Here is a 22528-nt window from a genome sequence, read left to right on the forward strand (position 1 = left end):
CAGATCAGTCCCATCCACACTTGTTATGACTCAGGGCACTGACACCACCACAGCGAGACCAGCTAATCGAGCTCGTAATCGTTTGATACTCGCCACCGGTCTGAGCAGTGACTTTCTGCAGAGCAAGCACATCGAGTTGCGACATTTCCATTCCTTCTATTTCGTTGGTTTCCAAACCTCGCAGGGCGAGGCTCATGACGCGTTCGGCGTCACGTCTACAGCGTGCGAAGCATCCCGTAATGACCCTGCGCAACCATATTTGTGGCATGAACTATCCCACTCACACCGGTTGCTAGATCCGTCGTTATCCGAATATTTTCGTCACCCGGCACGGCCCACATACCGAAGGAGGTGGGAACGGCAAAGCCTCGTACGGTACCTTCCAGATCGGATAATGGCTTGCAATCCTTACCGGCGAATTTTCGCAATCCGTTGGCGCCATAGAACAATCCGGCATATCCGTTGAAAAGGCCGCAACCGGTAGACATAGACGGCGAACTGGCACGTATCAAATCATCGACAACTGTGACGATCGCCGGATCTATCATCCTGCTGTCTAGATCGTGCAGTACGACACCGAAGCCGGCGGATCCGGTAGCCAAGTACGGAAGCAGGCGGCCATCATCCCTATACTGCAGGCCTCCTCGTGGGTCGACCTCGTAGTTATCTAGTTCCGCCAGAAGCGCTCGATTCAAGGCATCCATGTACAGGTTATTTCCGTACCTCTTGTATGCCTCTGCAAATAGCCAACCCAAACCGAGATCACCGTACATGAGTCCCGACGACTGTTGTACGAATCTGTTGGTTCTCACACCAAGCTTCGCTTTAAACGGTCTACGCGAGGCCAGATATCTGTGAGCAATGGCGGAGATATTGTTCTCGATATTGTCGGAGATATGTTTGACCAGCTTCGGGTACGATTCTATCTTCAGCGCAGTTAGGAAAATGCCGGCAAGCCCATCAAACATGCGCAGACTCTTCGTCCGTCCGACTATGTCGCCGTCTCTCAGCAGTGCCCCAGCCTCTTTTGCAGCACCTACCGTCAGCAAAGCATAAACTGACCCGCATAACCCGTCGAACAGTCCGGTACGATGTGTTTTGCTGGCTTCCTCGATCAGTGATCGAATGACTACCTCTTCGTCTGCGCAATCGGGATAGGCCATTACTTGCCCCGCAAATCCCAGCCCGAGACCGCTTAGGTCGTCCTCGAACGCCTCGTAGTGCACCGGCAGATGGCCGAAACGCTTGCGTGCAGTAGCCGTTATTTTCGGCAGATCCTTTTTTATTCTCAAAAGAAAATCGCTAGGTGGAGGCTGGTTGGTGTTGCCGCCGTACTGCTCCATAGCTCGCAGCATCTCCTGCTGAAGGGAGACAAGCCTAAGCACCGGCGTCGGAACAGAGCCCCCATTTAATTTCAGTCGCTCAAGCAATGCCGGCACAGTCCAGTTATACCGTGACACGGTGATATCTTCGTGCTCGACACGACCGGTTAGTAGATCCGTCACTATAGTCACAATAGCGAAGCGGTCTAAATCACGCGGACTTATTTCTGTCGGTGCCGTGTATCCAGGCGCATTGATGCCGCGGGTCATACTTCCCGATAGTGGCATTGCGGTTTCAAAATCGACTAGCCCAATTTTCATCGTGTCCGGGTCTATCAATATGTTTTGCGGATGAATATCACCGTGGACAAAACCGGCCGCAGATAAAGCCGACACTGCTTCGACTAGTCTGCCGACAATATGCGCACAACTCGCTGCATATCTTTCCCATGCTTGGCAACTATCATCATATACCGGTATATTGCTAGCCATCCACAGCTGTAGCGTAATACCGGCATGCTTGCTGGCTGCCATGAAGTAGTGATCGGATAGATCTCCTTCCCAAAGCAGGAGAGGGCTGGCACCCGCTCCGCCGAGTTCGCGTAACACTCGTGCTTCGCCAGAAACTCGATCGTATCCGTCGGCGCCGTCGATCGTATATCCCGCGTAACGGCGGCCCTCTTTTATCAATATCTCCCGGCCCGTTTGGAGACATTCGGCAAGATATATTCCACCGGCGTTTGAATGCTTCTTTGCAGATTTTATCGCGAAGGGAACATCGTGCACTAGTCTACGTTCGATAGCAGGTCGCAGAAACTCGGGTACATCGACCCATTCCGGGCATGTAAACCACGGCTCGCGGATGTCCTCCTCCAACGTCCCGTCCGGACGTCGAATGCAATACGTATCGCCGTGCTTCACTTCTTTGAAAGCTCCATACCGAACGAATACCGGCCCGTTCTTCCACCGTACGTCCGTTAGTATGTTTGGACCAGGGAATCTCTCCAGCGCTTCCTCAAGTCGATCTAACGTCTGCTGGAGCAACTCGGGTGGTGGATAGATAGTAACAAGTTTACCTGCGGACGTCCGGGCGGCATTCTTAGAATTGGCCATCCGATACATAGCAAGAGACGAGACGTGTTTGAAAGGCAGTGCAAGTTCGCCACATATCCTTGCTGCTTCTCGAACTACCTCCTGCTCAGTTCCGAGCGCGGAACTCAAGTGGATCTTCCAACCCTGAATATCTACTTCGAAGCCGGCTTTCGGAATCAAATGGGTCCAGTAACCATCACTGTCAACGAAGTACTCCGGGAGTTCGACCGCCAACGACACCGATTCCGAATAGCTTTGGGGCGCAGACTTCGTGAAGAACTCACGATCGTGAATACAGTACTGTTCAAACCTCAAGGCTCCCCCTAGCATATGCCACGGCTTCTCACTGCGGCGTGATCAGATTTTCACCTACCGACTCAGATTGTCAATCTGCTTCAACTGCCATCTATACGACCGACTTGAGTGCGGCGTCGATTCGAGAAGCCGACAGACTGTCACCCGACTGCCAAAAGAATGACATAGTGTTGCAAGTTGGGTATCGGTACCCCTTATGGTCCTGTCAGATCGAGCAGAATTGCGAGAGTACCGAGGAGCGAATAGTGATGAAGAACCTGCCTCTGCTGGCAGTCGTGTCAGCGTGGCTCGTCATGCTTGCATCCGTGTCGGCTGTCGGCACTGACGAGAAGGGAGTCACTGTTGCTATGTGCCGCGCGGGGGGCGGCGATATTATAGCGGGAGCGGTGGGCACTCCTGGATATTGTCTGGGTGGTACACACGACGGTAAGCAGATTTTCAGCCGAGTTCTCAGTGGCGCAACCTAGGGACATGGCCTCGGTGTCGAGGGCAATGGCCAAGGCATTGTCGCGCTCAACAGTGCCCGGCCGAGGCGGGCTGCCAGCCGACCCGCGCTACGACGTGCTGGGCGTCAGGTGAGCGATACACAATGCGTTTTCGCAACGAAAAGTGTGGACGCCGATTGGCTTGGGGTCGCAGATGTGGGGTTGATCTGCGGGGCTGGTATGAAGCGGCAAGGTCTCAGTCAGCTGATTCGACCAAGATCAAAGTTGACGTAGCCGATCTCGTGAACGCCTAGGGGCCGTCAACACGCCGCCGGTGTCGTCCGCAATGGCGCCGGTAAGGCCGAGTAGCCGGGTGGCGCGAGTTGCTGTGAAGCTGCCGATCTCGGTCTGGACTGCTCACGCGGTGGCGGGACCCCCGAGCTGCATCTGGCGTGCGAGCAGTGATTTGGCATCTTGGCGATGCTCATCACAGCTGGTCAGGCAGGTGACCGCCCGAAATTTGCGTCGCTGCTCTACGCGATCGAGGTGGCCAAGGCCGTTGGCGGGCGGGCACGGGTGCGGCTGGCCCCGGTACTACCCCACAAGGTGACTCCAGCCGTGCCAACCGAGACTGGCTGCGCAGGATAAAGCCTCGATTGCGGTCGCGGCCGACCATGCCGCACACTGCCGGTATTGCTGTGGCGCAGGTGGCAGCCCGACAGCGTTCGACCAGTGCTCTGTCGCGACCGCAACGCAGTCGAACGGGGCATCTCCAGCTCAAACAGCATCGGGACTGTCGCCACGAGTACGCAGACTCGCCGGCCGCTACCTCGCCGCCATCCATGCGCCACAAACATCCATCCGATGACTACGTCACCAGTGACGGCAGGCCGAATGGCCCGCCCTCATTCCTCCGAAAATGCCTTCAGCGAATTACGGGCCGGACGGACCTGACAGATCCCAACTAGGCGCAGCTAGAGCCGCTGTGACCTCTTTCGATTTGGTTCGGCGGCCCGCGGTCGGAGCAGGGCGCTAGCTCATCGACGGATGGGATGTGGCGCCTTCGCGCAGGCAGACCTGGCGTGACATATCGCCCAGCCCTGGCAGCCGATCCTTGCTGCTCCGGCGTGGGGGCTTCTGCCAAGTCAGGGCGTGGCCCCAGAACAGCGGCGTACTCTCGGGCTGCCAATGAGACAGGTGGCCGGAACGCGAGCACCGCGAACGATCTGAATTCCAGCAAGGTCGGCCATGCCGCGCACTGCCACAACCGCAGCAGGTTCGCCAACCCATCCGATTTAGCGGTCGGGTTCCAGCACCGCTACAACGCCGACTCGGCCGCTCCACTGGCGCCTTCACCCGCGAGGCCTCGACCAACACCAGTACCGACGTTGCCGCCCCCGACCCATATACACCCCGCGTACCACCACAGGATGCCCCGGACGAGCATTGGTACTACCCACTAGGCTTCGTTGCGTGGCGGTACTGGAGGGCGCGCGGCGCAGGACACTGGCGTTCGGGCGCCGGGCACTCGGACTCGATGTGCCCGCGGCCGACCACACGATCGCGGTGCTGCACCGCGACGAGTCGGAGGTGCCCGGTCTCGACCGCAAGGAACTCGCGCAGCTGGACCGGATCCGCCTGATGGGCGCCACCGGCACCGTGCTGATGGCGATCAGCGCGCTCGGCATCGGCGCGCAGCCCGTGCACCAGAACCCGACCTCGGGCGTCCGCGTGCTCGGCATCTTCGCCCGCGCCCACACCGGCTCGCTGGCGATGTGCATGACCGGCACCGTGGTGGTGGTGCTGGCCTGGCTGCTGCTGGGCCGGTTCGCGGTCGGCGGCATCGGCGGCTCCCCCGTGCACCGGCTGACCCGCTCGCAGCTGGATCGCACCCTGCTGTTGTGGATCATCCCGCTCAGCGTCGCTCCCCCGCTGTTCAGCAACGACGTCTATTCCTATCTGGCGCAGAGCGAGATCGCCGCGCGCGGCATCGACCCCTACGAAGAAGGCCCCGTCGCGGGCCTCGGGATCGACAACGTTCTCACCAACAACGTTCCGACCATCTGGCGCGACACGCCAGCGCCCTACGGTCCGCTGTTCCTCTGGATCGGGCGCGGCATCGCCGAGATCACCGGCGACAACATCATCGCGGGCGTGTGGGTGCACCGCATCCTCGCCCTCGGCGGCGTCGCGCTGATCGTGTGGGCGCTGCCCCGGCTGTCGGCGCGCTGCGGCGTCGCGGCGGTGAGCGCGCTGTGGCTCGGCGCGGCCAATCCGCTGGTGCTGTTCCACCTGGTCGGCGGCGTGCACAACGACGCGCTGATGCTCGGCCTGATGCTGGCGGGCATGGAGTTCTGCCTGCGCGCCATCGAGGACACCCACCCGTTCGACGGCCGCGCCTACGCGTGGCTGATCAGCGGGGCGATCATCATCACGCTGTCGTCGTCGATCAAGTTCACCTCGATCATCGTGCTCGGGTTCGTCGGGATGGCGCTGGCGCGGCGCTGGGGCGCTTCGCTGCGCACGGTCGCCGTCGCGGCCGCCATGCTCGGTGCGATCGCCATCGGCACAACGCTTTTCATCAGTTCGGTGAGCGGGCTCGGCTTCGGCTGGATCTACACGCTGAACACCGCGAACGCGGTGCGCAGCTGGATGTCGCTGCCCACCGCGCTCGGCATCATCACCGGATTCGGCGGTGTGCTGCTCGGACTGGGCGATCACACCACCGCGCTGCTGAGCATCACCCGGCCGATCGCGGCGGTGGTAGCGGGCTTCTTCACCGTCCGGATGCTGGTGGCCACCGGCACCGGGCGGCTGCATCCGGTCGGTGCGCTGGGCGTCGCGCTGGGCGCGATCGTGCTGCTGTTCCCGGTGGTGCAGCCCTGGTATCTGCTGTGGGCGATCGTGCCGATGGCGGCTTGGGCGACCCGGCCGGTGTTCCGCGTTCCGGCGGTGGCGTTCTCGGCGATCGTGAGCGTCATCCTGATGCCGCGCGGCGCCAATCTGGAGGTGTTCCAGATCGTGGGCGCCGCGATCGCCACCGTGATCGTCGGGGTGCTGTTCATCGTGATCACGCGCAACTCGCTGCCCTGGCGGGGGCAGACGGGGGTGTCGGCTCCGTCACAGGCGCCGACCTCCTACGGTGTGACATCGTGACCGAGCGTGGCGAGGGAGCCATCTACACCGCATCACCGGGTTCGCCGAAACCGAGCGTGGGCGAGGCCGAGTCGTGACCACCTCGTCCGGACCGGCCGTCAGCGTCGACGGCGTCGTCAAGCGGTACGGCGAGACCACCGCCGTGGACGGCCTCACGTTCGAGGTCGAACCGGCGCGGGTGCTCGCGCTGCTCGGCCCGAACGGCGCGGGCAAGACCACGACCGTTGAGATGTGCGAGGGATTCGCCGCCCCGGACGCGGGCACGGTGCGCGTGCTCGGCTTGGACCCGATCGCCGATTCCGAACGGCTGCGTCCGCGCATCGGCGTCATGCTCCAAGGCGGTGGCGCGTATCCCGGTGCGCGAGCGGGGGAAATGCTCGATTTGGTGGCCGCCTACTCCGCGGACCCGCTCGACCCCGACTGGCTGCTGCGCACCCTCGGCCTCCAGGACAACCGCCGCACCCCCTACCGCCGTCTGTCCGGCGGCCAGCAGCAGCGGCTCGCGCTGGCCTGCGCGCTGGTGGGCAAGCCGGAGATCGTGTTCCTGGACGAACCCACAGCGGGCCTGGACGCCCAGGCGCGGCTGATCGTCTGGGAGCTGATCGACGCCCTGCGCCGCGACGGCGTGACCGTGGTGCTGACCACGCACATGATGGACGAGGCCGAGCAGCTCGCCGACCAGCTGGTCATCATCGACCACGGCCGGATCGTCGCCTCCGGCACCCCGGCCGAGGTGACCGCGCACGGAGCGGCCGGGCAGCTGCGGTTCTGCGCACCGCCCAGACTGGACCTGGAACTTCTGGCGAACGCTTTGCCGGAAGGGTTCGCGCCCCGGGAGACCACCCCGGGCACCTACCTGGTGGAGGGCGAGATCAATCCGCAAGTGCTCGCCACCGTCACCGCGTGGTGCGCGCGAATGAACGTGCTGGCCACCGACATCCGGATCGACCAGCGCCGCCTCGAAGACGTCTTCCTGGAACTGACCGGACGGGACCTGCGCGGATGAGCGAGCACGACCGGACCGCCAACCGATTCGCGCCGGGCACCTTCGCGCCCGGCCCCCGCCCGAGCGGGCGCGCCGCGATGCTGCTCGCGCAGACCAGGCTCGAGCTGATCCTGTTGCTGCGCAACGGCGAACAACTCCTGCTGACCATGTTCATCCCGATCACCCTGCTGGTCGGGCTGAGCCTGCTGCCCTTCGGCGACCTCGGCACGCACCGGGTGGACAAGATCGTTCCCGCGGTGATGATGGTGGCCGTCATGTCCACCGCGTTCACCGGTCAGGCCATCGCGGTCGGCTTCGACCGGCGCTACGGCGCGCTCAAGCGGCTCGGCGCCACGGCGTTGCCGCGCTGGGGCGTGATCGCGGGCAAGAGCGCCGCCGTGCTCATCGTGGTCGTGCTGCAAGCCGTCCTGCTCGGGCTGATCGGCTTCGCGCTGGGCTGGCGGCCGGAGCCGGCCGGGTTGCTGCTGGGCGCGGCGGTGATCGCGCTGGGCACCGCGACCTTCGCGGCCATGGGCCTGTTGCTGGGCGGCACCCTCAAGGCCGAGGTGGTGCTGGCGCTGGCGAACATCCTGTGGTTCGTCATGCTCGGCGTGGCCAGCATCGTCTTCGCCGCCGACGACCTGCCCGCCGTGGTGAGCGTGCTCGCCCGGCTGGTGCCTTCGGGCGCGCTGGCGGAAGCCTTGGAGAACGCGATGCACACCGAGGTCGACTGGTTCGGCATCGCCGTGCTGGCCGTGTGGGGCGTGGTCTCCGGCGTCGCGGCCACCCGCCTGTTCCGCTTCCACTGACTTCCGGACGCGGCGAGGTCGCCGGCAGCGCGGCGGCACGAGCGGCACCTCCAGCACGGCGGGCGGGCAGACTCAACGACGAAATGTAGTAGACCGGATGCCGGGGCCGGATCGGGCCCAGCTACCATTCTCGACGTGCTATATCGCGCGTTCCTGCGACTCGTCGACAAGCTGCCGCTGCCCTCTCTGCGGGCCCAGCGCTTGATCGCGCTCGCGGTCATCCTGTCCCAGGCGGGCATCTCGGTGACCGGCGCGGTCGTGCGGGTCACCGCGTCCGGCCTGGGGTGCCCCACCTGGCCGCAGTGCTTCCCCGGCAGCTTCACCCCGGTCGCGGTGTCGGAGGTTCCGGCGATCCATCAGGCGGTCGAGTTCTCCAACCGGCTGCTCACCTTCGTGGTGACGCTGTGCGCGGCGGCGATCGTGCTGGCGGTCACCCGGGCGCGCCGCCGCCGCGAGGTGCTGGTGTACGCGTGGCTGATGCCCGGCGGCACGGTCGTGCAGGCGATCATCGGCGGCATCACGGTGCGCACCGGGCTGCTGTGGTGGACCGTCGCGACGCACCTGCTCGCGTCCATGGTGATGGTCTGGCTCGCGGTGGTGCTGTACGCGAAGATCGGCGAACCCGACGACGGGATCGACGTCGCGCGAGCGCCCGCTCCGCTGCGCGGGCTCACCGCGCTCGCCGCCGTGGTGCTCGGCGCGGTCCTGATCGCGGGCACCCTGGTGACCGCCGCGGGTCCGCACGCGGGCGACAAGAGCATCGAGCGGCCGGTGGAGCGGTTGCAGGTCGAGATCGTCACCCTGGTGCATCTGCACTCGCAGTTGCTGGTCGGGTATCTCGCGTTGCTGGTCGGGTTGGCTTTCGGCCTGTTCGCGGTCGGTATCACGCCCGCTGTGCGCATCCGGCTGTTCGTGCTGCTCGGGGTGGTGTGCGCCCAGGGGCTGGTCGGCGTGGTCCAGTACTTCACCGATGTCCCCGCCGCGCTGGTCGTCGTGCACGTGGGTGGGGCCGCCGCGTGCACCGCCGCCACCGCCGCGCTGTGGGCTTCGCTGCGCACCCGGGAGCGCGTCGCGGCCCCGAAGCCGGACCCAGCCGCCCAGGCCGTCTGATCAGGTCGAACGCATCCGGGGTGAGAAACCACCGGTAGGTCGGCGCCCCTCCTCCCGGCTCGCGGCGCCGAGAGCTGCCTGCCTGAGCGAGCGCAACACATTCGACGCGAGAACGGGGCCGTGGGATACAGCACGGCAACCGCCCGACCCCGGGGCTCGCAACGCTGAGAACTTCGGCGCACCCGGCAGCGCCCGCCTGAGCGAGCGAACACGTCGTGCGCAGGAACGGGGCCGGGGCGATACGGCACGGCAAGCGGCCCCACCCCGGGGCTCCCTACGCTGAGAACTTCGGCGCACCCGGCAGCGCCCGCCTGAGCGAGCGAACACGTCGTGCGCAGGAACGAACTGGACACGCCCCGCATGCCGGGATGTGCGGCGCCGAGGGTTCGACGCGCATGGGCCACCCGTCCGCGCGCCAGGGTGTTCTCGCGACGCGGGACGCTGGGCTGCGCTCGGCGGTAGCGTGGGCGGTCGTGCCCGACCAGCGATCCGATGCGCCGCAGCCCTTTCCCGATATCGAGCCGTATGCCCGCGGACTGCTGGACGTCGGGGACGGCCAGCGGATCTACTGGGAGACCAGCGGTAACCCGGACGGTAAACCAGCATTGGTGGTGCACGGCGGGCCGGGCGGCGGCGGACAGCGCGGCTCGCGCAAAATGTTCGACCCGGCGGCCTACCGGATCGTCCTGTTCGATCAACGTGGCTGCGGCGAGAGCCTCCCGCACGCCTCCGACCCCGCGGTCGACCTGACGCGCAACACCACCCATCATCTGATCGCCGACATGGAACGGCTGCGCGAACACCTCGGCATCGACCGCTGGCTGCTCTACGGCGGTTCCTGGGGCGCGACGCTGATCCTCGCCTACGCGCAGCGCTATCCCGAGCGGGTCAGCGAGATCGTGCTGGCCGCGGTCACCATGACCCGGCGAGAGGAGATCGACTGGCTCTACCGCGACCTCGCGCGGCTACTGCCCGAGCAGTGGGAGACCTTCCGCATGGGTGTTCCGCTCGCCGACCGGCACGGCGACCTCGTCGACGCCTATCGACGACTGATGGAAAGCCCCGACGCGGCGACCCGTGCGGCGGCGGCGCGGCGGTGGTGCGCCTGGGAGGACGCGGTGATCGCGCACGAGCAGTCGGGCAGTCCGGGGCAGTACAGCGCCAAACCGGACGCCGCGCGACTGGCGTTCGTCCGGATCTGCGCGCATTACTTCGCCAACGCGGCCTGGCTGGAGGACGGGCAACTGCTGCGCGACGTGCATCGGCTGACGGGCATCCCCGGCGTGCTCGTCCACGGCAGGCTCGACCTGAGCGCACCCCTGTACACCGCCTGGCAGCTGGCCCAGGCGTGGACCGACGCGGAACTCCAGGTCATCGATGATTCCGGCCATACCGGCAACCCGGCCATGGGTGCCGCCATCCGACGCGCGATCGCCCGGTTCGCCCCCTAGCTCCACGAGCGCGGCCGATCAGCGCACCCCCGCCGCCGGTCCCCTGACCACTCGCTGCAGTGCGCGCAGGTCGGCGTCGAGCGTCCGGTACAACCAGTACACGGCGACGAACGCCAGTCCGCCGACGGCACACAGCCCCAGGACCGAATCGCGCACCAGGGGAAGTTCCTCGGGTTCGAGAAGACTGAATCCGGCCAGCACCCCAACCAGCGGCACGGACGCCGTGACCGCGAGATAGATCGTGGTTCTACGGCGCAGCGCGCGAATGTAGCCGAGGTCGTGCGCCGTGGTGCGGCTGTAGCGCAGATAGACCGGAAAGACCGAGCGGACGATGTAGAAGGTCGACAGGAAGAACGTGTAGGCGACGGAGATGACGCCGGCCATGAAAACGGTCATCGCCGCGTGGACCACCAGCCGCGCCGGAAGGTCGGTGAGCCACAGACACAGGATCACCCCGGTCACGGTCGCCGACATGCCGGTCTGAAAGGTGTTGAGCGCGCACATATCGCCCCAGAACAGGGTTCGCGCCCGCACCCGCGCGAGCAGTGCCTCGTCATAGCGTCTGCCCTCGCGCAAGCCGCGCGGCACCGCGAGCAGATCACGGGACATGTAGGCGTAGATGACGATGGACAGCGGCCCCGCGATCAGAACGAAAACGTAGACACCCATGTTGAGCTGCCGATTGGTGGCATCGGACAGGCGCTCCCTGAGCAGCTCTTGAACGTGCACGGCCATATAGATCGTGGCGAGGCTGACCCCGGCCAGCGAGGACAACCAAAGGACGGGGGTGGGCCGGCGCGAAAGTCGTAGCCGCCAGCTGTCGGGCGGCGGATAGACGAGATCGCGGGCCCTCTCCTCGAGACACAAGTCGAGTTGCTGGGCCAACTCCGAACCGGACGCGTAGCGGTCCGCGCGGTCGGGCGACAGGCACGTCAGCAGCACGCGGCGCAGGGCCACGGGGCAATCCGGCGGGAGCTCCGACAGGAACGCCGGCTCGACGGGTCTGCGCCGCAGTTCGATCATGCGGGCCAGTGACGTCTGCGAGTCGCCCGCGGATGTTTCGTCCGCGAAGGGACGGTGGCCGGTGAGCAGTTCCCAGAGCATGACGGCCAGCGCGAAGATATCGCTTCGAGTGTCCAGGTCCGCGGCGGTCGCGGGCAGGTCGGGATGGCAGGCTTCGAGCTGTTCGGGCGACATGTACGCCAGCGATCCGCCGAAGTACGCCAGCGGGCTGGTGCCCTTGACGCGCTTGCTGAAGCTGACGTTGAAGTCGGCCAGCTTCGGACTGCCCTCGGCGCTCAGCAGCACGTTCGCGGGTTTGATGTCGCGATGCAGCACCCCGCGCTCGGACGCGTGCTGCAGCGCGTCCGCGAGCCTGCGGCCGAGCCAGGCGACGGTTTCCGGCCAGGTCAGCGCGGCGATCCTGGCCCGGACGGCGGATTCGGTCGGCCGCACCTCGCCCTTGTCGGCGAGCACCTCGTCGATGGCGTCGAGCAGCAATTGCCCACCGCGCCGCTCCGGCGGCGTCGCGCGCGCCAGGCGCAGCACGTCGAGCAGTGTTCCGCCGGGTAGGTACTGCATATAGAGCAGCTTCAGCTCGCCGTCGGCGATGAGTCGCTGGTCGAAGATGCGCACGATGTATTCGTGGTCCAGCTGGGCGAGCGTCTGCGGCTCGTTGCCGTGATTGTGCGAGATCTTCACCGCGACCAGTCGCTGCATCGATTGCTGGCGCGCGAGATACACCTGGGCGAACGCACCGACGCCGATTCGCATCAGGAGGTCGAAATCGTCCACCTGATCGCCGACGTCGATGGCGTCGAGAGCCACCTGAGCGCTCGGGCGGGCGATCATGGTGCTGCGGTAGTCGCTGGTGAGCCGGTCGAGTTCGGGAGCGGCCGCCGTGGCCGTCGCGGCCAGGCCGGGATCGCTTCCGTGGGCGCCGCGGCGCATCGCGTGGAATTCCTCGTAGACCAGATCGGCCGGAAACGGCCCGTTGCGCAGCTCGGGGAATTCCGCTCGGTAGTCGACCAGCCGCTTGGGGAAGTCGTATCGAATCCAGCGATACTCGAGATCGACTTTGATCAGTTCGATCAGGATCGTGCGCCGCTCGGCTCGCTCACGGGGTAGATACGCGGACAAATCGGGCGGAGACCCGGACGCCCAAGCCTCCGAGAACTCCGCCACGACGGCGGCGAGCGCCGCGCGGGTTCGTTCCGCTGAATCGACCAGATCGATCGGCTCGCGCATCGGTAGCTCGGAATCAGCCGAAACTGATCATGCGGCGGCTGATCACGGCGCTCCCCCACCTCGTCGGTGTGTCACATCAGCTCCTCGACGTCGGTGTTTCCTGTTCAAGGGTATCGCCCCGAGCGGAGCCGATGCTGAATACGAGCGAGATGCGACGGTTGATCCACTTTGCGGAGAATTCGCCATTGCGCTCGGGGACAGCTCAGCCAGCGCTCGACACGGATCGGGGGTGTGGACGTCGGCCGCGCCGCCCGCCGAGCCTGTCCCGCTCGGACGCCCGGCCGTGTCCACACCCCGTCGACCCTCGTCACGGGTCGAGGTACAACCGCTCGTTGGGCAGGCGAGGCAGGCCGGTCGGATCGTCCGGCAGCACCGTGACCGCGTCCTCGTAGTGGCGGGCGCGCCATTCCTGGACGAAGCGCGCGGCCGCGGTCGCGCAAGCCGCGAAATCCAAACGGACATCGTGGAATTGGACCGAGAGGTGGACGTCGTTCTCGTCCGGCCGCGGCGACCGGTGCTCCGGCCCGGTCACCATCGGCGTCCCACGCGGACGCGAATCGCCGCGACGACGACCGAGCCCGAGGGCCGGAAGGTGTCGCGCGGCGGTTCCACCCATACCCGCAAGCCCGGCGACCGGTCGGCGGGCGAGGGCAGCACGATCTGCGCACCGCCGCGCGCGACCGACACGTCCAGCCGGAACAGTTCGGCGAACAAGCTCACTTCGTCGGGCAGGTCCGGCCGAACCAGATAGGTCCAGCGTCTCGAACGCGGATGCGAGATGATCGGCCCGACCGACGACCGCCTGACCTGCATCAGCGCCTTCACCTCCTGGCCGAGACGAGCGGGCATGGTGATCGCGCCGACGCGGCCCGCCGGGACGATGATCCGCCCGAGTTCCGGCTGCACGGCCGCGGGGAGTCCGCACTGCCGGTAGAAACGGCACCGACTGGCCGGAGAGTCGGCCGCTGGATCGCACGCTTCGCTCACCACGCGCTCTCCCCCGCAGCCGACTCGCCAGGGTGCCGGGCACGGAGCGGAACCCCATTCGTCACCATGCGCCGGTCGCAGCGGGGACGCAGGCACCTGATCGCCATCACGCCGAAGCGAACGGCGCGATAAGCGATGAATTTCGCGAAACGGTTGCGACAAAGCCGATTCGCTAGCCATAGCGAAGATCCGGGCTCCAACTCCACGCCGGACGCGCCGCAGGCATGCCCGTACCGGTCAGCGACCGGCCGCACCACGATGTCATCGCCCTCCGGTTCCAACCCGTCGAATCGCGCGCACTCGAATGCCGTTCCCCGCATCACTTCCGCCTTCCCCTGCTCATTCGTTGTGAGCACCCGCCGAGCGACCACAACCGGTGTGTCGCGCACCGACGCGCCGCACGCACGGTGGTGCCCGCGCCCGGCGAGCGCTCGAGAAAGCTTGGCGGGCCGCGAAACTCGCGCTGTCCCGGAGCGGGACAGCGGAAAACGCGTCTAGCATGGGTTCGATCAGCACCCGGCGAGGGAGAGCCGATGAGCGAAAATCCGGGGAAGGACGAAGGCCGGTACATCGGCCGTCAAGTGCGTGTCATCCGCGCGCGCCGGGGCATTTCACAGCAAGTGTTGGCCGACCGCGTCGGCATCAGCCGGGGAGCCATCGCCAAGTACGAGAACGGCGAGCGGCCCATCGACTCCCGGCGGACTCTGCACGCACTCGCCCAGGCACTGGGCGTGGCGGTCGGCGACCTGACCGGAGACCGAGACGACCGATTCGATCCGTCGTCGGCCGGATTCCATGCCGCGGTGCCCGATATCGAGACCGCTCTGTGGACCCATGGCAACACCACGAATGCCGCCGCCCCGCGAAGCCTGGACGAACTCACGGCCGCGACGAGAAGGGCGGCTGAACTGCGGCGTGCGTGTGACTACGCGCGCCTCGGGCCGAGGCTCGCCCCGCTGCTGATCGACTGCTATAGGCATACTCGCGACGCAACCGGCGTCGACCGGGATCGGGCCTGGGACGCGCTGGCTGGAGTCGCCTACCTCACCGCGCAGTCGGCATCGCGCCGCGGGTATCCGGGACTGGCGTGGACGGCGGCGCAGGAGATCGAGCGCGCCACCGAGAACATCGGCGGCACATCCGGTCCGGCGACCGCCGCCTACACCCGCAGCCAGGTACTGCTCTCCCGCCCCGGAACTCTGCCCGCCGCACTCCACGATGCCGAGGCGACGGCCGAGCGGCTGGCACCCGAGGTGCGCTCGGTCGGAGAAGTCGAGACGTACGGCATGCTGCACCTGCAAGCCGCGCTCGTCACCGCCGCGCTCGGCGGCGACCCGGCCGACCACCTGAACGAAGCGGACAAGCAAGTCGCCCGCCTGCGACGAGTCGCGCCGACCCCCGCCCTGCTGCGCAATCCGACTTTCAACGCGTCGAACGTGACTTTGTGGCGAATGGGCGCGGCGATGGAACGCCGCGAACCAGGCCAAGTCCTCGAACTCGCCCCCACTCTCGACCCGGAGACCATCCCCGCCGAAGGCCGCCGAGCCCAGTACTTCGTCGAGATCGGCCGCGCCCACGCCCTGAAGCGCGACTACCGCGCCTCCCTGCACGCCCTCCTGCGCGCCGAACACATCGCTCCGCAACAAGTCCGCGGCATGACCCATGTCCGCGAACTCGTCGGCCACATGATGCGCACCGCCCGCCGCGACCTCACCACCGGTGACCTCGGCCGCCTCGCCAAACGCGTCGGGGCCGTCCCCACCTGACCCTCGTCCCCGCCGCGGGACCTTCGCGACCGTGTCGTCCACAGCCCCTCGCCACTCCTGTTCGTCGGCGACAGCGACCGGAGTTGCGGCCGGCGGGTGAGCGGTGGAGCGGGTATCCCGCGCGTGACACCATGAACCCGTGGACGCCAATGGAAATCCCGTGCTGTACGCCTTGGTGACCGGTTCGCCCGCCGCGCGTGACGTCGGCAAGTTGATCGCGCTGGCCCAGGCGGATGGATGGGTCGCCTGCGTGATCGCCTCGCCCTCCGGCACGCGTTTCATCGACGCCGACGCCGTAGCGGCGCAGACCGGTTATCAGGTGCGCAGCGAGTACAAGCAACCCGGTACGCCGGATGTGCTGCCGCCCGCCGACGGCATCATCGCCGCTCCGCTCACCGGCAATTCGATCGCGAAATGGGCTGCGGGAATCTCCGATACGCTGCTGCTCGGTCTGCTGGTCGAAGGACTCGGCAAGGGTCTGCCGATCGTGGGCGTGCCTTACTCGAATCGGGCGCAGATCAGCTTTCCGGCGATCCAGGAGGGCATGCGAAAGCTGTCGGAGTGGGGCGTCACCATCGTGATCGGCGAAGGTGAGCCGCACGAGCGGGGCACCGGGGAAGCGCGCCTGCCCCACTTCCCTTGGCACACTGCTTGGCAAGCGCTCCTGGAACATCCGCGGCGAAATGGGGCCGCACGTCCCATGCCGAACTGACCGTCGGCCGCGGTGAACGAGGTCAGCGAGCGGAAGCGTTCGGCCCGATCCACTGGTCGAACAGCCGGTCCACCGCGCCGGTAGCGAGCTGGGTCGCCAGATAGGCGTCCACCATCGCCGCCAGGACCGGATCGTTCTTCCGCACCAGCAGCACCTTTCCGAACGAGTCGAACGGCGATTCGGGACGCAGCACTTGCAGATCGGGGTGCTGACGGACGCGGTAGCGGCCCTCGACCGAGTCGGTGACGAACACGTCGGCGCGGCCCTGTTCGAGTTCTCCGAAGATGGTCAGATTGTCGGGCCACAAGGTGAGCTGCGCGGCGGGGAAGTTCTTCCGCGCGAATTCCTCGTTCGTCCCTCCGCGATTGGCGATCACGCGAACATCGGGACGGTTGATCTCCGCGATGGTCGAGTACGCAGCGCCGTCCGCGCGGTGGGTGACCGGGGCCTTGCCGTCGGTCCCGTAGGTGATCGAGAAGTCCGCGAACGCTCGGCGCGACGGCAGGTCGGAGATGCCACCGACCGCGAGATCGCAGTTCCGCTCGGCGAAATCGGTCTTCAGCGTCGCCCAGGTCACGGGCACGAATTCGATCGGACGGCCGAGCAGGGCGGCGAACCCCTGCGCGAGGTCGACGTCCACGCCGCGATGGCCGCCCGCGTCGTCCCTGATCGAGTACGGCGGATAGTCCCCGGGCGTGCAGGCGCGCAGCGCGATCGGGACCTCCTCCGGTTGCGCGGCCGCCGGGATCGCCGCCGCGACGAGAACCGCGCACGCGGCGACCAGCACCGCGACGATGCGTCCGGGCGACGTCACTCGGCTACGCACCGATCACTTCTCGTTGCGCGCCTTGGGAAAACGAGCCTGCTTGGCGACCCAGCCCGCCATCTTGGCCCAGTGGCCCTTGCGCGGGGTGACGATCGAGGTGAGTTCGCGATCCCACTCGTCCGCCTCGGTGAGGCCGTCGACGGTCTCGATCAACGTCTTGGCGGTGTCCAGGTCCGCGACGACCTGGTCGCCCAGGACGCCGTCGGCGCCGACCAGGGTGACGCGAACCCCGGCGCGACCGATCGGCTGGAGCACGGCCGTGGCGGATTTGCCGTGGTCGGCGACGAATCCCCGAACGGACTCCACGAGGGCGCCCGACAGCTTCACCGGGGCCGTGGCGGTTTCGGTACTCATGGCAGGCAGTTTACCGACCGGTAGGCACCACGCCCGCGGCTCGGGTGTAGAACTGAGTTCATGCGCGCCATTCAGGTTTCCGAGCACGGTGGTCCCGAGGTCCTGAAGTACGTGGAGACGCCCGATCCACAGGTGGGGCCGGACCAGCTGCTGGTGGACACCCAGGCGATCGGCGTCAACTTCATCGACACCTATATCCGCACCGGGCGCTACCCCCAGGACGTCCCGTACATCCCGGGCGCGGAGGGCACCGGCGTGGTCGCCGAAGTCGGCGCGAACGTCACCGAGTTCGCGGTCGGCGACCGGGTCGCCTGGGCCGCCGGACCGGGCAGCTACGCGCAGAAGGTCGTGATCCCGGCCGCCGTCGCCATCGCGGTACCGGACGGTGTCGACCCGCCGGTCGCCGCCTCCGCGCTGTTGCAGGGTATGACGGCGCACTATCTCATCGAGTCGATCCACCGGCCCGAGCCCGGGGAATCGGTGCTCGTGCACGCGGGCGCGGGGGGTGTCGGGCTGATCCTCACCCAACTGCTCGCCGCGCGCGGCGTGCGGGTGATCACGACGGTGTCCTCCGACGAGAAGGAGACGCTGTCGCGAGCGGCGGGGGCCGCCGAGGTGCTGCGCTACGGCGACGGGCTGGCCGATCAGGTGCGCGAGTGCACCGACGGCGTCGGCGTGGCGGCGGTCTACGACGGCGTCGGCGCGGCGACCTTCGAGGCGAGCCTGGCGGCGTTGCGCGTGCGCGGCACGCTCGCCCTGTTCGGCGGCGCGAGCGGTCCGGTACCGCCGTTCGACCTGCAACGGCTCAGCACCGCCGGATCGCTGTTCGTCACCCGGCCCACCTTGGCGCACTACACCCGCGACCGCGCCGAACTCACCTGGCGGGCGGGCGACATCCTCGACGCCATCGCCAAGGGCACGCTCAACATCCGGATCGGCGCCACCTACCCGCTCGCCGACGCCGAGCGGGCCCACCGGGACCTGGAAGGCCGCAAGACCACCGGTTCCATCGTCCTGCTGCCCTGAGCCGACGACAGGGGTCCATCGGGTCGCCCACCGGCTCGTCAGCACCGGGGTTCTCGTCCGACCGGACGGCTGTATCGGCGCGATCAGCCGAAGAAGCTGCCGATGGTGTCCCAGCCGAGCACCGAGTCCACCGCGAGGCCGCAGAACACCACGGCCAGGTAGTTGTTCGACTGCAGGAACAGCCGCAGCGGCTTCACCGATTCGCCGCGCCGCACGCCCGCGTACAGCTGGTGGGCCATGAGCAGGAACCATGCGCCGGCCACCAGCGCCACGGCCGCGTAGACGACGCCGGTGGCGGGCGCCAGGGCGAGCGTGGTGAGCACGGTGAGCCAGGTGTAGACGACGATCTGCTTGGTGACGGCCCGCTCGGTGGCGACCACCGGCAGCATCGGCACGCCCGCCGCGCGGTAGTCCTCCTTGTAGCGCATGGCCAGCGCCCAGGTGTGCGGCGGCGTCCAGAAGAAGATCACGCCGAACAGCGCGACGGCGGGCCAGCCGATGCTCCCGGTCACGGCCGACCAGCCGACCAGGGCGGGCATGCAGCCCGCCGCACCGCCCCACACCACGTTCTGCGAGGTACGGCGCTTGAGACCCAGGGTGTAGACGAAGACGTAGAACAGGATCGTCGCGACGACCAGCAGGCCGCTGAGCAGGTTGGCCTGCCACCACAGCCAGGCGAAGGAGCCGAGCCCGAGCACGACGCCGAACACGAAGGCGTTGCGGGTCGGCACCGCCTCCCGGGCCAGGGGCCGCTTGGCGGTGCGCTTCATCACCTTGTCGATATCGGCGTCGGCGACGCAGTTGAGCGTGTTCGCGCTCGCCGCGCCCATCCAACCGCCGAAGAGGGTCGCGAGGATCAGCCGGATGTCGACGGTGCCGCGGTCGGCCAGCAGCATGGTCGGGATGGTGGCGACGAGCAGCAGCTCGATCACCCTGGGCTTGGTCAGGGCGACGTAGGCCAGCGTCCGTCGCGTCAACCGGGACGGTAGGCCGGGCCCCGTGAACCGGTCGGCCAGCGCCGTCGCGGAGGAGCCGTGCGCACCGTCGCCACCCGGCTGTTGCCCAATCCGCACTGTCTCTCCTCGCACGCTGTGCATCGCATCCGGCATGGACCAGCAGTGCGCTCGTCCCGGTGGTACGGATGTGCCAACGCCGGACCCTCGTCCGCCCCGGCGCCCTTCCGACCGGTGCGGCGCGACTACTACTACAGAGGATGGTAGACCCCCACCGCCCGTCCCCCTCCCCTCGCCCCCGCGCAAGGGCGCCGTTCTGTGACGGGCCGCTGACGCCCGAGCAGCCGAGTTCCGCGCTACTGGCCGACACTCGTAGCGGCGGGCGAATAATTTCGTGGCCCGAAACTCGAGCCCGCGAATACACCGCGCCGTCGAACGGGCCGTTTCCGGCAACTCTCGCCGCAGCGGCGAGACATAAGGCGAAGCGGTCGCTTGATCGAAACGTTCCGTCCCGCCGAATGCGGACTGACGAGCGCATTCGCAGCGGGCCGCGGGTTCGAAAAGGGCCGAACCACCTGCACCGATGGCACGGGTCTCGTCCCGCTTCATGGCCCGCTGCAAGGCCGCGAACACACCGCCGCCGCGGGCGCGGGCGCGGAAACTCCACCTGCGAACACCCAGCGCGGTAAGACCCACGGAACCAAGCAAGGGTTAATGGTGTGCCGGTCAGCGGGCACATCTAGGGTAGGTGGGTACAGCCGGTACGCACGCCGTAGCTGCCGCGCGATCATCGCCGTCAGAAACCCACCCGCCGTCGACGAAACCAATGTCAGGAGAACCTCGGTCGTGTCGATCACAGACGACATCCGCGCCCTCACTCAGCCGAACCACCCGGACGACTGGACGGACCTGGACACCAAGGCCGTCGACACCATCCGGGTCCTGGCCGCCGAGGCGGTGCAGAACGCCGGGAACGGCCATCCCGGCACCGCGATGAGCCTCGCGCCGCTGGCGTACACGCTCTACCAGCGCACCATGCGCATCGACCCGAGCGATCCGAGCTGGGTCGGCCGGGACCGGTTCGTGCTGTCCTGCGGACACTCCAGCCTCACCCAGTACATCCAGCTCTACCTGGCGGGTTACGGCCTGGAACTGGACGACCTGAAGAACCTGCGCAAGTGGGGCTCGCTCACCCCGGGCCACCCGGAGTTCCGGCACACCGACGGCGTGGAGATCACCACCGGCCCGCTCGGCCAGGGTCTCGCCTCCGCGGTCGGCATGGCAATGGCGGCCCGGCGCGAGCGCGGTCTGTTCGACCCGGGCGCCGCGCCCGGCACGAGCCCGTTCGACCACTTCGTCTACGTCGTCGCCTCCGACGGCGATCTGGAGGAGGGCGTCACGTCCGAGGCGTCCTCGCTGGCGGGCACCCAGCAGCTGGGCAACCTCGTGCTGGTCTACGACGACAACAAGATCTCCATCGAGGACGACACCACCATCGCCTTCACCGAGGACGTCGCCGCGCGGTACGAGGCCTACGGCTGGCACGTGCAGGTGGTCGAGGGCGGCGAGGACGTGGTCGCCATCGAGGCCGCGCTGGAGGCCGCCAAGGCCGAGACCGCCAAGCCCTCGATCATCGTGCTGCGCACCATCATCGGCTACCCGGCCCCCGGCAAGATGAACACCGGTTCGGCCCACGGCGCGGCGCTGGGCGCCGACGAGGTGGCCGCCACCAAGAAGGTCCTCGGCTTCGACCCGGACAAGACCTTCGACGTGGACCCCGCCGTCATCGAGCACACGCGCAAGGTCGTCGAACGCGGGCGCAAGGCGCACGAGCAGTGGCAGCAGTCCTTCGACGCGTGGGCCGCGGCCAACCCGGAGAACAAGGCCCTGTTCGACCGCCTGATCGAGCGGCGGCTGCCGGAGAACTGGACCGCGAATCTCCCGGTGCACGAACCGGACCCGAAGGGCATGGCCACCCGCAAGGCGTCGGGCAAGGTGCTCGCCGCGCTGGCGCCGGTGCTGCCGGAGCTGTGGGGCGGCTCGGCCGACCTGGCCGAGTCCAACAACACCACCATGCCCGACCAGCCCAGCTTCGGGCCGCAGTCGATCTCCACCGGCATGTGGAAGGCCGACCCGTACGGCCGCACCCTGCACTTCGGCGTTCGTGAGCACGCGATGGGCGCGATCCTCAACGGCATCGCGCTGCACGGCCCGACCCGTCCGTACGGCGGCACCTTCCTGGTGTTCAGCGATTACATGCGTCCCGCCGTCCGGCTGGCCGCGCTGATGCGGGTGCCCGCGATCTACGTCTGGACCCACGACTCCATCGGCCTCGGCGAGGACGGCCCGACGCACCAGCCGATCGAGCACCTGGCCGCCCTGCGCGCCATCCCGGGCCTGAACGTGGTCCGTCCTGGCGACGCCAACGAGACCACCTACGCCTGGCGCACCATCCTGGAACGCGACAGCAGCGAGCACCGGTCGCACTTCTCGGTGTCCGAGCCGCCGCACCAGGACGGCCCGTCCGGGCTGGCGCTTACCCGCCAGGATCTCCCGATCCTGGAGGGCACCAGCTACGAGGGCGTGTCCAAGGGCGGCTACGTGCTGGCCGAGGCGTCCACGGGCACCCCGCAGGTGATCCTGATCGCCACGGGTTCGGAGCTGCACCTCGCGGTCGCCGCCCGCACTACCCTGGAGGAGCAGGGCATCGCCACCCGCGTGGTGTCGATGCCGTGTGTGGAGTGGTTCGACGCGCAGGACAAGGCTTACCGGGACGAGGTGCTTCCGCCCGCGATCGCCGCTCGCGTCGTCGTCGAGGCCGGTATCGCGATGCCGTGGCACCGGTTCGCCGGCGACGCAGGCGAGATCGTGTCCATCGAGCACTTCGGCGCCTCCGCCGACTACAAGACCCTGTTCCGCGAATTCGGTTTCACTCCGGAAGCCGTCGTTGCCGCCGCGCAGCGCACGCTCGAGAACGTGAAGGGATAAGCGC

General features: G+C 67.2%; 16 protein-coding genes. 9 read left to right on the top strand and 7 right to left on the bottom strand.

The genetic code is table 11. The features are described 5' to 3' along the window. Positions 1-215: 215 nt before the first annotated feature. Positions 216-2729, bottom strand: a complete 2514-nt coding sequence (locus ON27_RS41295; RefSeq protein ID WP_157227214.1) for a class III lanthionine synthetase LanKC N-terminal domain-containing protein — start codon at positions 2727-2729, stop codon at positions 216-218. Positions 2730-4627: 1898 nt separating this feature from the next. Here ON27_RS41295 and mptB point away from each other — a divergent pair. The 5 genes from mptB (at position 4628) to pip (ending at position 10665) form a co-directional block, all read left to right on the top strand. Beyond that, entirely contained in the window at positions 4628-6310 is a 1683-nt protein-coding gene (gene mptB, locus ON27_RS16055) for a polyprenol phosphomannose-dependent alpha 1,6 mannosyltransferase MptB (RefSeq protein ID WP_043727032.1), read from the top strand. A 73-nt stretch (positions 6311-6383) separates the two neighbouring features. After that, positions 6384-7316 (top strand): ABC transporter ATP-binding protein, encoded by a 933-nt coding sequence (locus tag ON27_RS16060; RefSeq protein ID WP_043727035.1) that lies wholly within the window; start codon positions 6384-6386, stop codon positions 7314-7316. After that, entirely contained in the window at positions 7313-8104 is a 792-nt protein-coding gene (locus ON27_RS16065; RefSeq protein ID WP_043727037.1) for an ABC transporter permease, read from the top strand. The genes ON27_RS16060 and ON27_RS16065 overlap by 4 nt, the downstream gene beginning before the upstream one ends. 135 nt (positions 8105-8239) lie before the next feature. Continuing rightward, positions 8240-9214: a COX15/CtaA family protein gene (locus tag ON27_RS16070; protein ID WP_043727041.1), complete on the top strand. Its 975-nt coding sequence runs from the start codon at positions 8240-8242 to the stop codon at positions 9212-9214. A gap of 395 nt (positions 9215-9609) precedes the next feature. Beyond that, the gene (gene pip / locus ON27_RS16075; RefSeq protein ID WP_083887615.1) at positions 9610-10665 is read left to right on the top strand and encodes a prolyl aminopeptidase; all 1056 of its coding nucleotides are present in this window, start codon (positions 9610-9612) and stop codon (positions 10663-10665) included. An 18-nt stretch (positions 10666-10683) separates the two neighbouring features. On the opposite strand, the gene ON27_RS16080 is transcribed toward pip, so the two are convergent. The 3 genes from ON27_RS16080 to ON27_RS16090 all read right to left on the bottom strand — a co-directional run bounded on the left by ON27_RS16080 (position 10684) and on the right by ON27_RS16090 (position 13902). Continuing rightward, a complete protein-coding gene (locus ON27_RS16080) occupies positions 10684-12912 on the bottom strand; it encodes a serine/threonine-protein kinase (protein WP_043727043.1) in 2229 nt (742 codons plus the stop codon). 307 nt (positions 12913-13219) lie between these two features. Next, complete coding sequence (locus ON27_RS16085; protein WP_043727047.1) at positions 13220-13447, bottom strand: hypothetical protein; 228 nt, start codon at positions 13445-13447, stop codon at positions 13220-13222. Continuing rightward, positions 13441-13902 carry a DNA-directed RNA polymerase subunit beta gene (locus tag ON27_RS16090; protein ID WP_245559971.1) on the bottom strand — a complete coding sequence of 154 codons (462 nt, stop codon included), beginning with the start codon at positions 13900-13902 and terminating at the stop codon, positions 13441-13443. Before ON27_RS16090 ends, ON27_RS16085 begins: the two co-directional genes overlap by 7 nt. Before the next feature lie 530 nt (positions 13903-14432). On the opposite strand from ON27_RS16090, the gene ON27_RS16100 reads away from it, so the two are divergent. Next, positions 14433-15665, top strand: a complete 1233-nt coding sequence (locus ON27_RS16100; RefSeq protein ID WP_043727054.1) for a helix-turn-helix domain-containing protein — start codon at positions 14433-14435, stop codon at positions 15663-15665. 139 nt (positions 15666-15804) lie between these two features. Beyond that, positions 15805-16377, top strand: coding sequence for a flavoprotein (locus ON27_RS16105; protein ID WP_043727055.1), 573 nt, complete (start codon positions 15805-15807; stop codon positions 16375-16377). Between the two features lie 22 nt (positions 16378-16399). Here ON27_RS16105 and ON27_RS16110 read toward each other — a convergent pair whose 3' ends face one another. Together ON27_RS16110 and ON27_RS16115 are read right to left on the bottom strand one after the other, a co-directional pair. Next, positions 16400-17191, bottom strand: a complete 792-nt coding sequence (locus ON27_RS16110; RefSeq protein WP_043727056.1) for a transporter substrate-binding domain-containing protein — start codon at positions 17189-17191, stop codon at positions 16400-16402. A 15-nt stretch (positions 17192-17206) separates the two neighbouring features. Continuing rightward, the gene (locus ON27_RS16115; protein ID WP_043727058.1) at positions 17207-17557 is read right to left on the bottom strand and encodes a hypothetical protein; all 351 of its coding nucleotides are present in this window, start codon (positions 17555-17557) and stop codon (positions 17207-17209) included. 60 nt (positions 17558-17617) lie between these two features. Between ON27_RS16115 and ON27_RS16120 the strand changes: the two genes are divergently transcribed. Continuing rightward, entirely contained in the window at positions 17618-18583 is a 966-nt protein-coding gene (locus ON27_RS16120; RefSeq protein WP_043727067.1) for a quinone oxidoreductase family protein, read from the top strand. Positions 18584-18666: 83 nt separating this feature from the next. Here ON27_RS16120 and ON27_RS16125 read toward each other — a convergent pair whose 3' ends face one another. Continuing rightward, positions 18667-19656 carry a heme o synthase gene (locus tag ON27_RS16125; RefSeq protein ID WP_043727148.1) on the bottom strand — a complete coding sequence of 330 codons (990 nt, stop codon included), beginning with the start codon at positions 19654-19656 and terminating at the stop codon, positions 18667-18669. A 726-nt stretch (positions 19657-20382) separates the two neighbouring features. On the opposite strand from ON27_RS16125, the gene tkt reads away from it, so the two are divergent. Further along, positions 20383-22524: a transketolase gene (gene tkt, locus ON27_RS16130; RefSeq protein WP_043727068.1), complete on the top strand. Its 2142-nt coding sequence runs from the start codon at positions 20383-20385 to the stop codon at positions 22522-22524. Positions 22525-22528: the final 4 nt, after the last annotated feature.

The sequence above is a fragment of the Nocardia asiatica NBRC 100129 genome, assembly GCF_000308415.1.
In the GTDB taxonomy this organism is placed as follows: Bacteria; Actinomycetota; Actinomycetes; order Mycobacteriales; family Mycobacteriaceae; genus Nocardia; species Nocardia asiatica.

Coding starts and splice junctions, on each gene's coding strand:
- ON27_RS16120 (WP_043727067.1), top strand. CDS start 17,618: ATGCGCGCCATTCAGGTTTCCGAGCACGGTGGTCCCGAGGTCCTGAAG.
- ON27_RS16115 (WP_043727058.1), bottom strand. CDS start 17,557: ATGAGTACCGAAACCGCCACGGCCCCGGTGAAGCTGTCGGGCGCCCTC.
- pip (WP_083887615.1), top strand. CDS start 9,610: ATGGGCCACCCGTCCGCGCGCCAGGGTGTTCTCGCGACGCGGGACGCT.
- ON27_RS16085 (WP_043727047.1), bottom strand. CDS start 13,447: ATGGTGACCGGGCCGGAGCACCGGTCGCCGCGGCCGGACGAGAACGAC.
- ON27_RS16080 (WP_043727043.1), bottom strand. CDS start 12,912: ATGCGCGAGCCGATCGATCTGGTCGATTCAGCGGAACGAACCCGCGCG.
- ON27_RS16100 (WP_043727054.1), top strand. CDS start 14,433: ATGAGCGAAAATCCGGGGAAGGACGAAGGCCGGTACATCGGCCGTCAA.
- ON27_RS16065 (WP_043727037.1), top strand. CDS start 7,313: ATGAGCGAGCACGACCGGACCGCCAACCGATTCGCGCCGGGCACCTTC.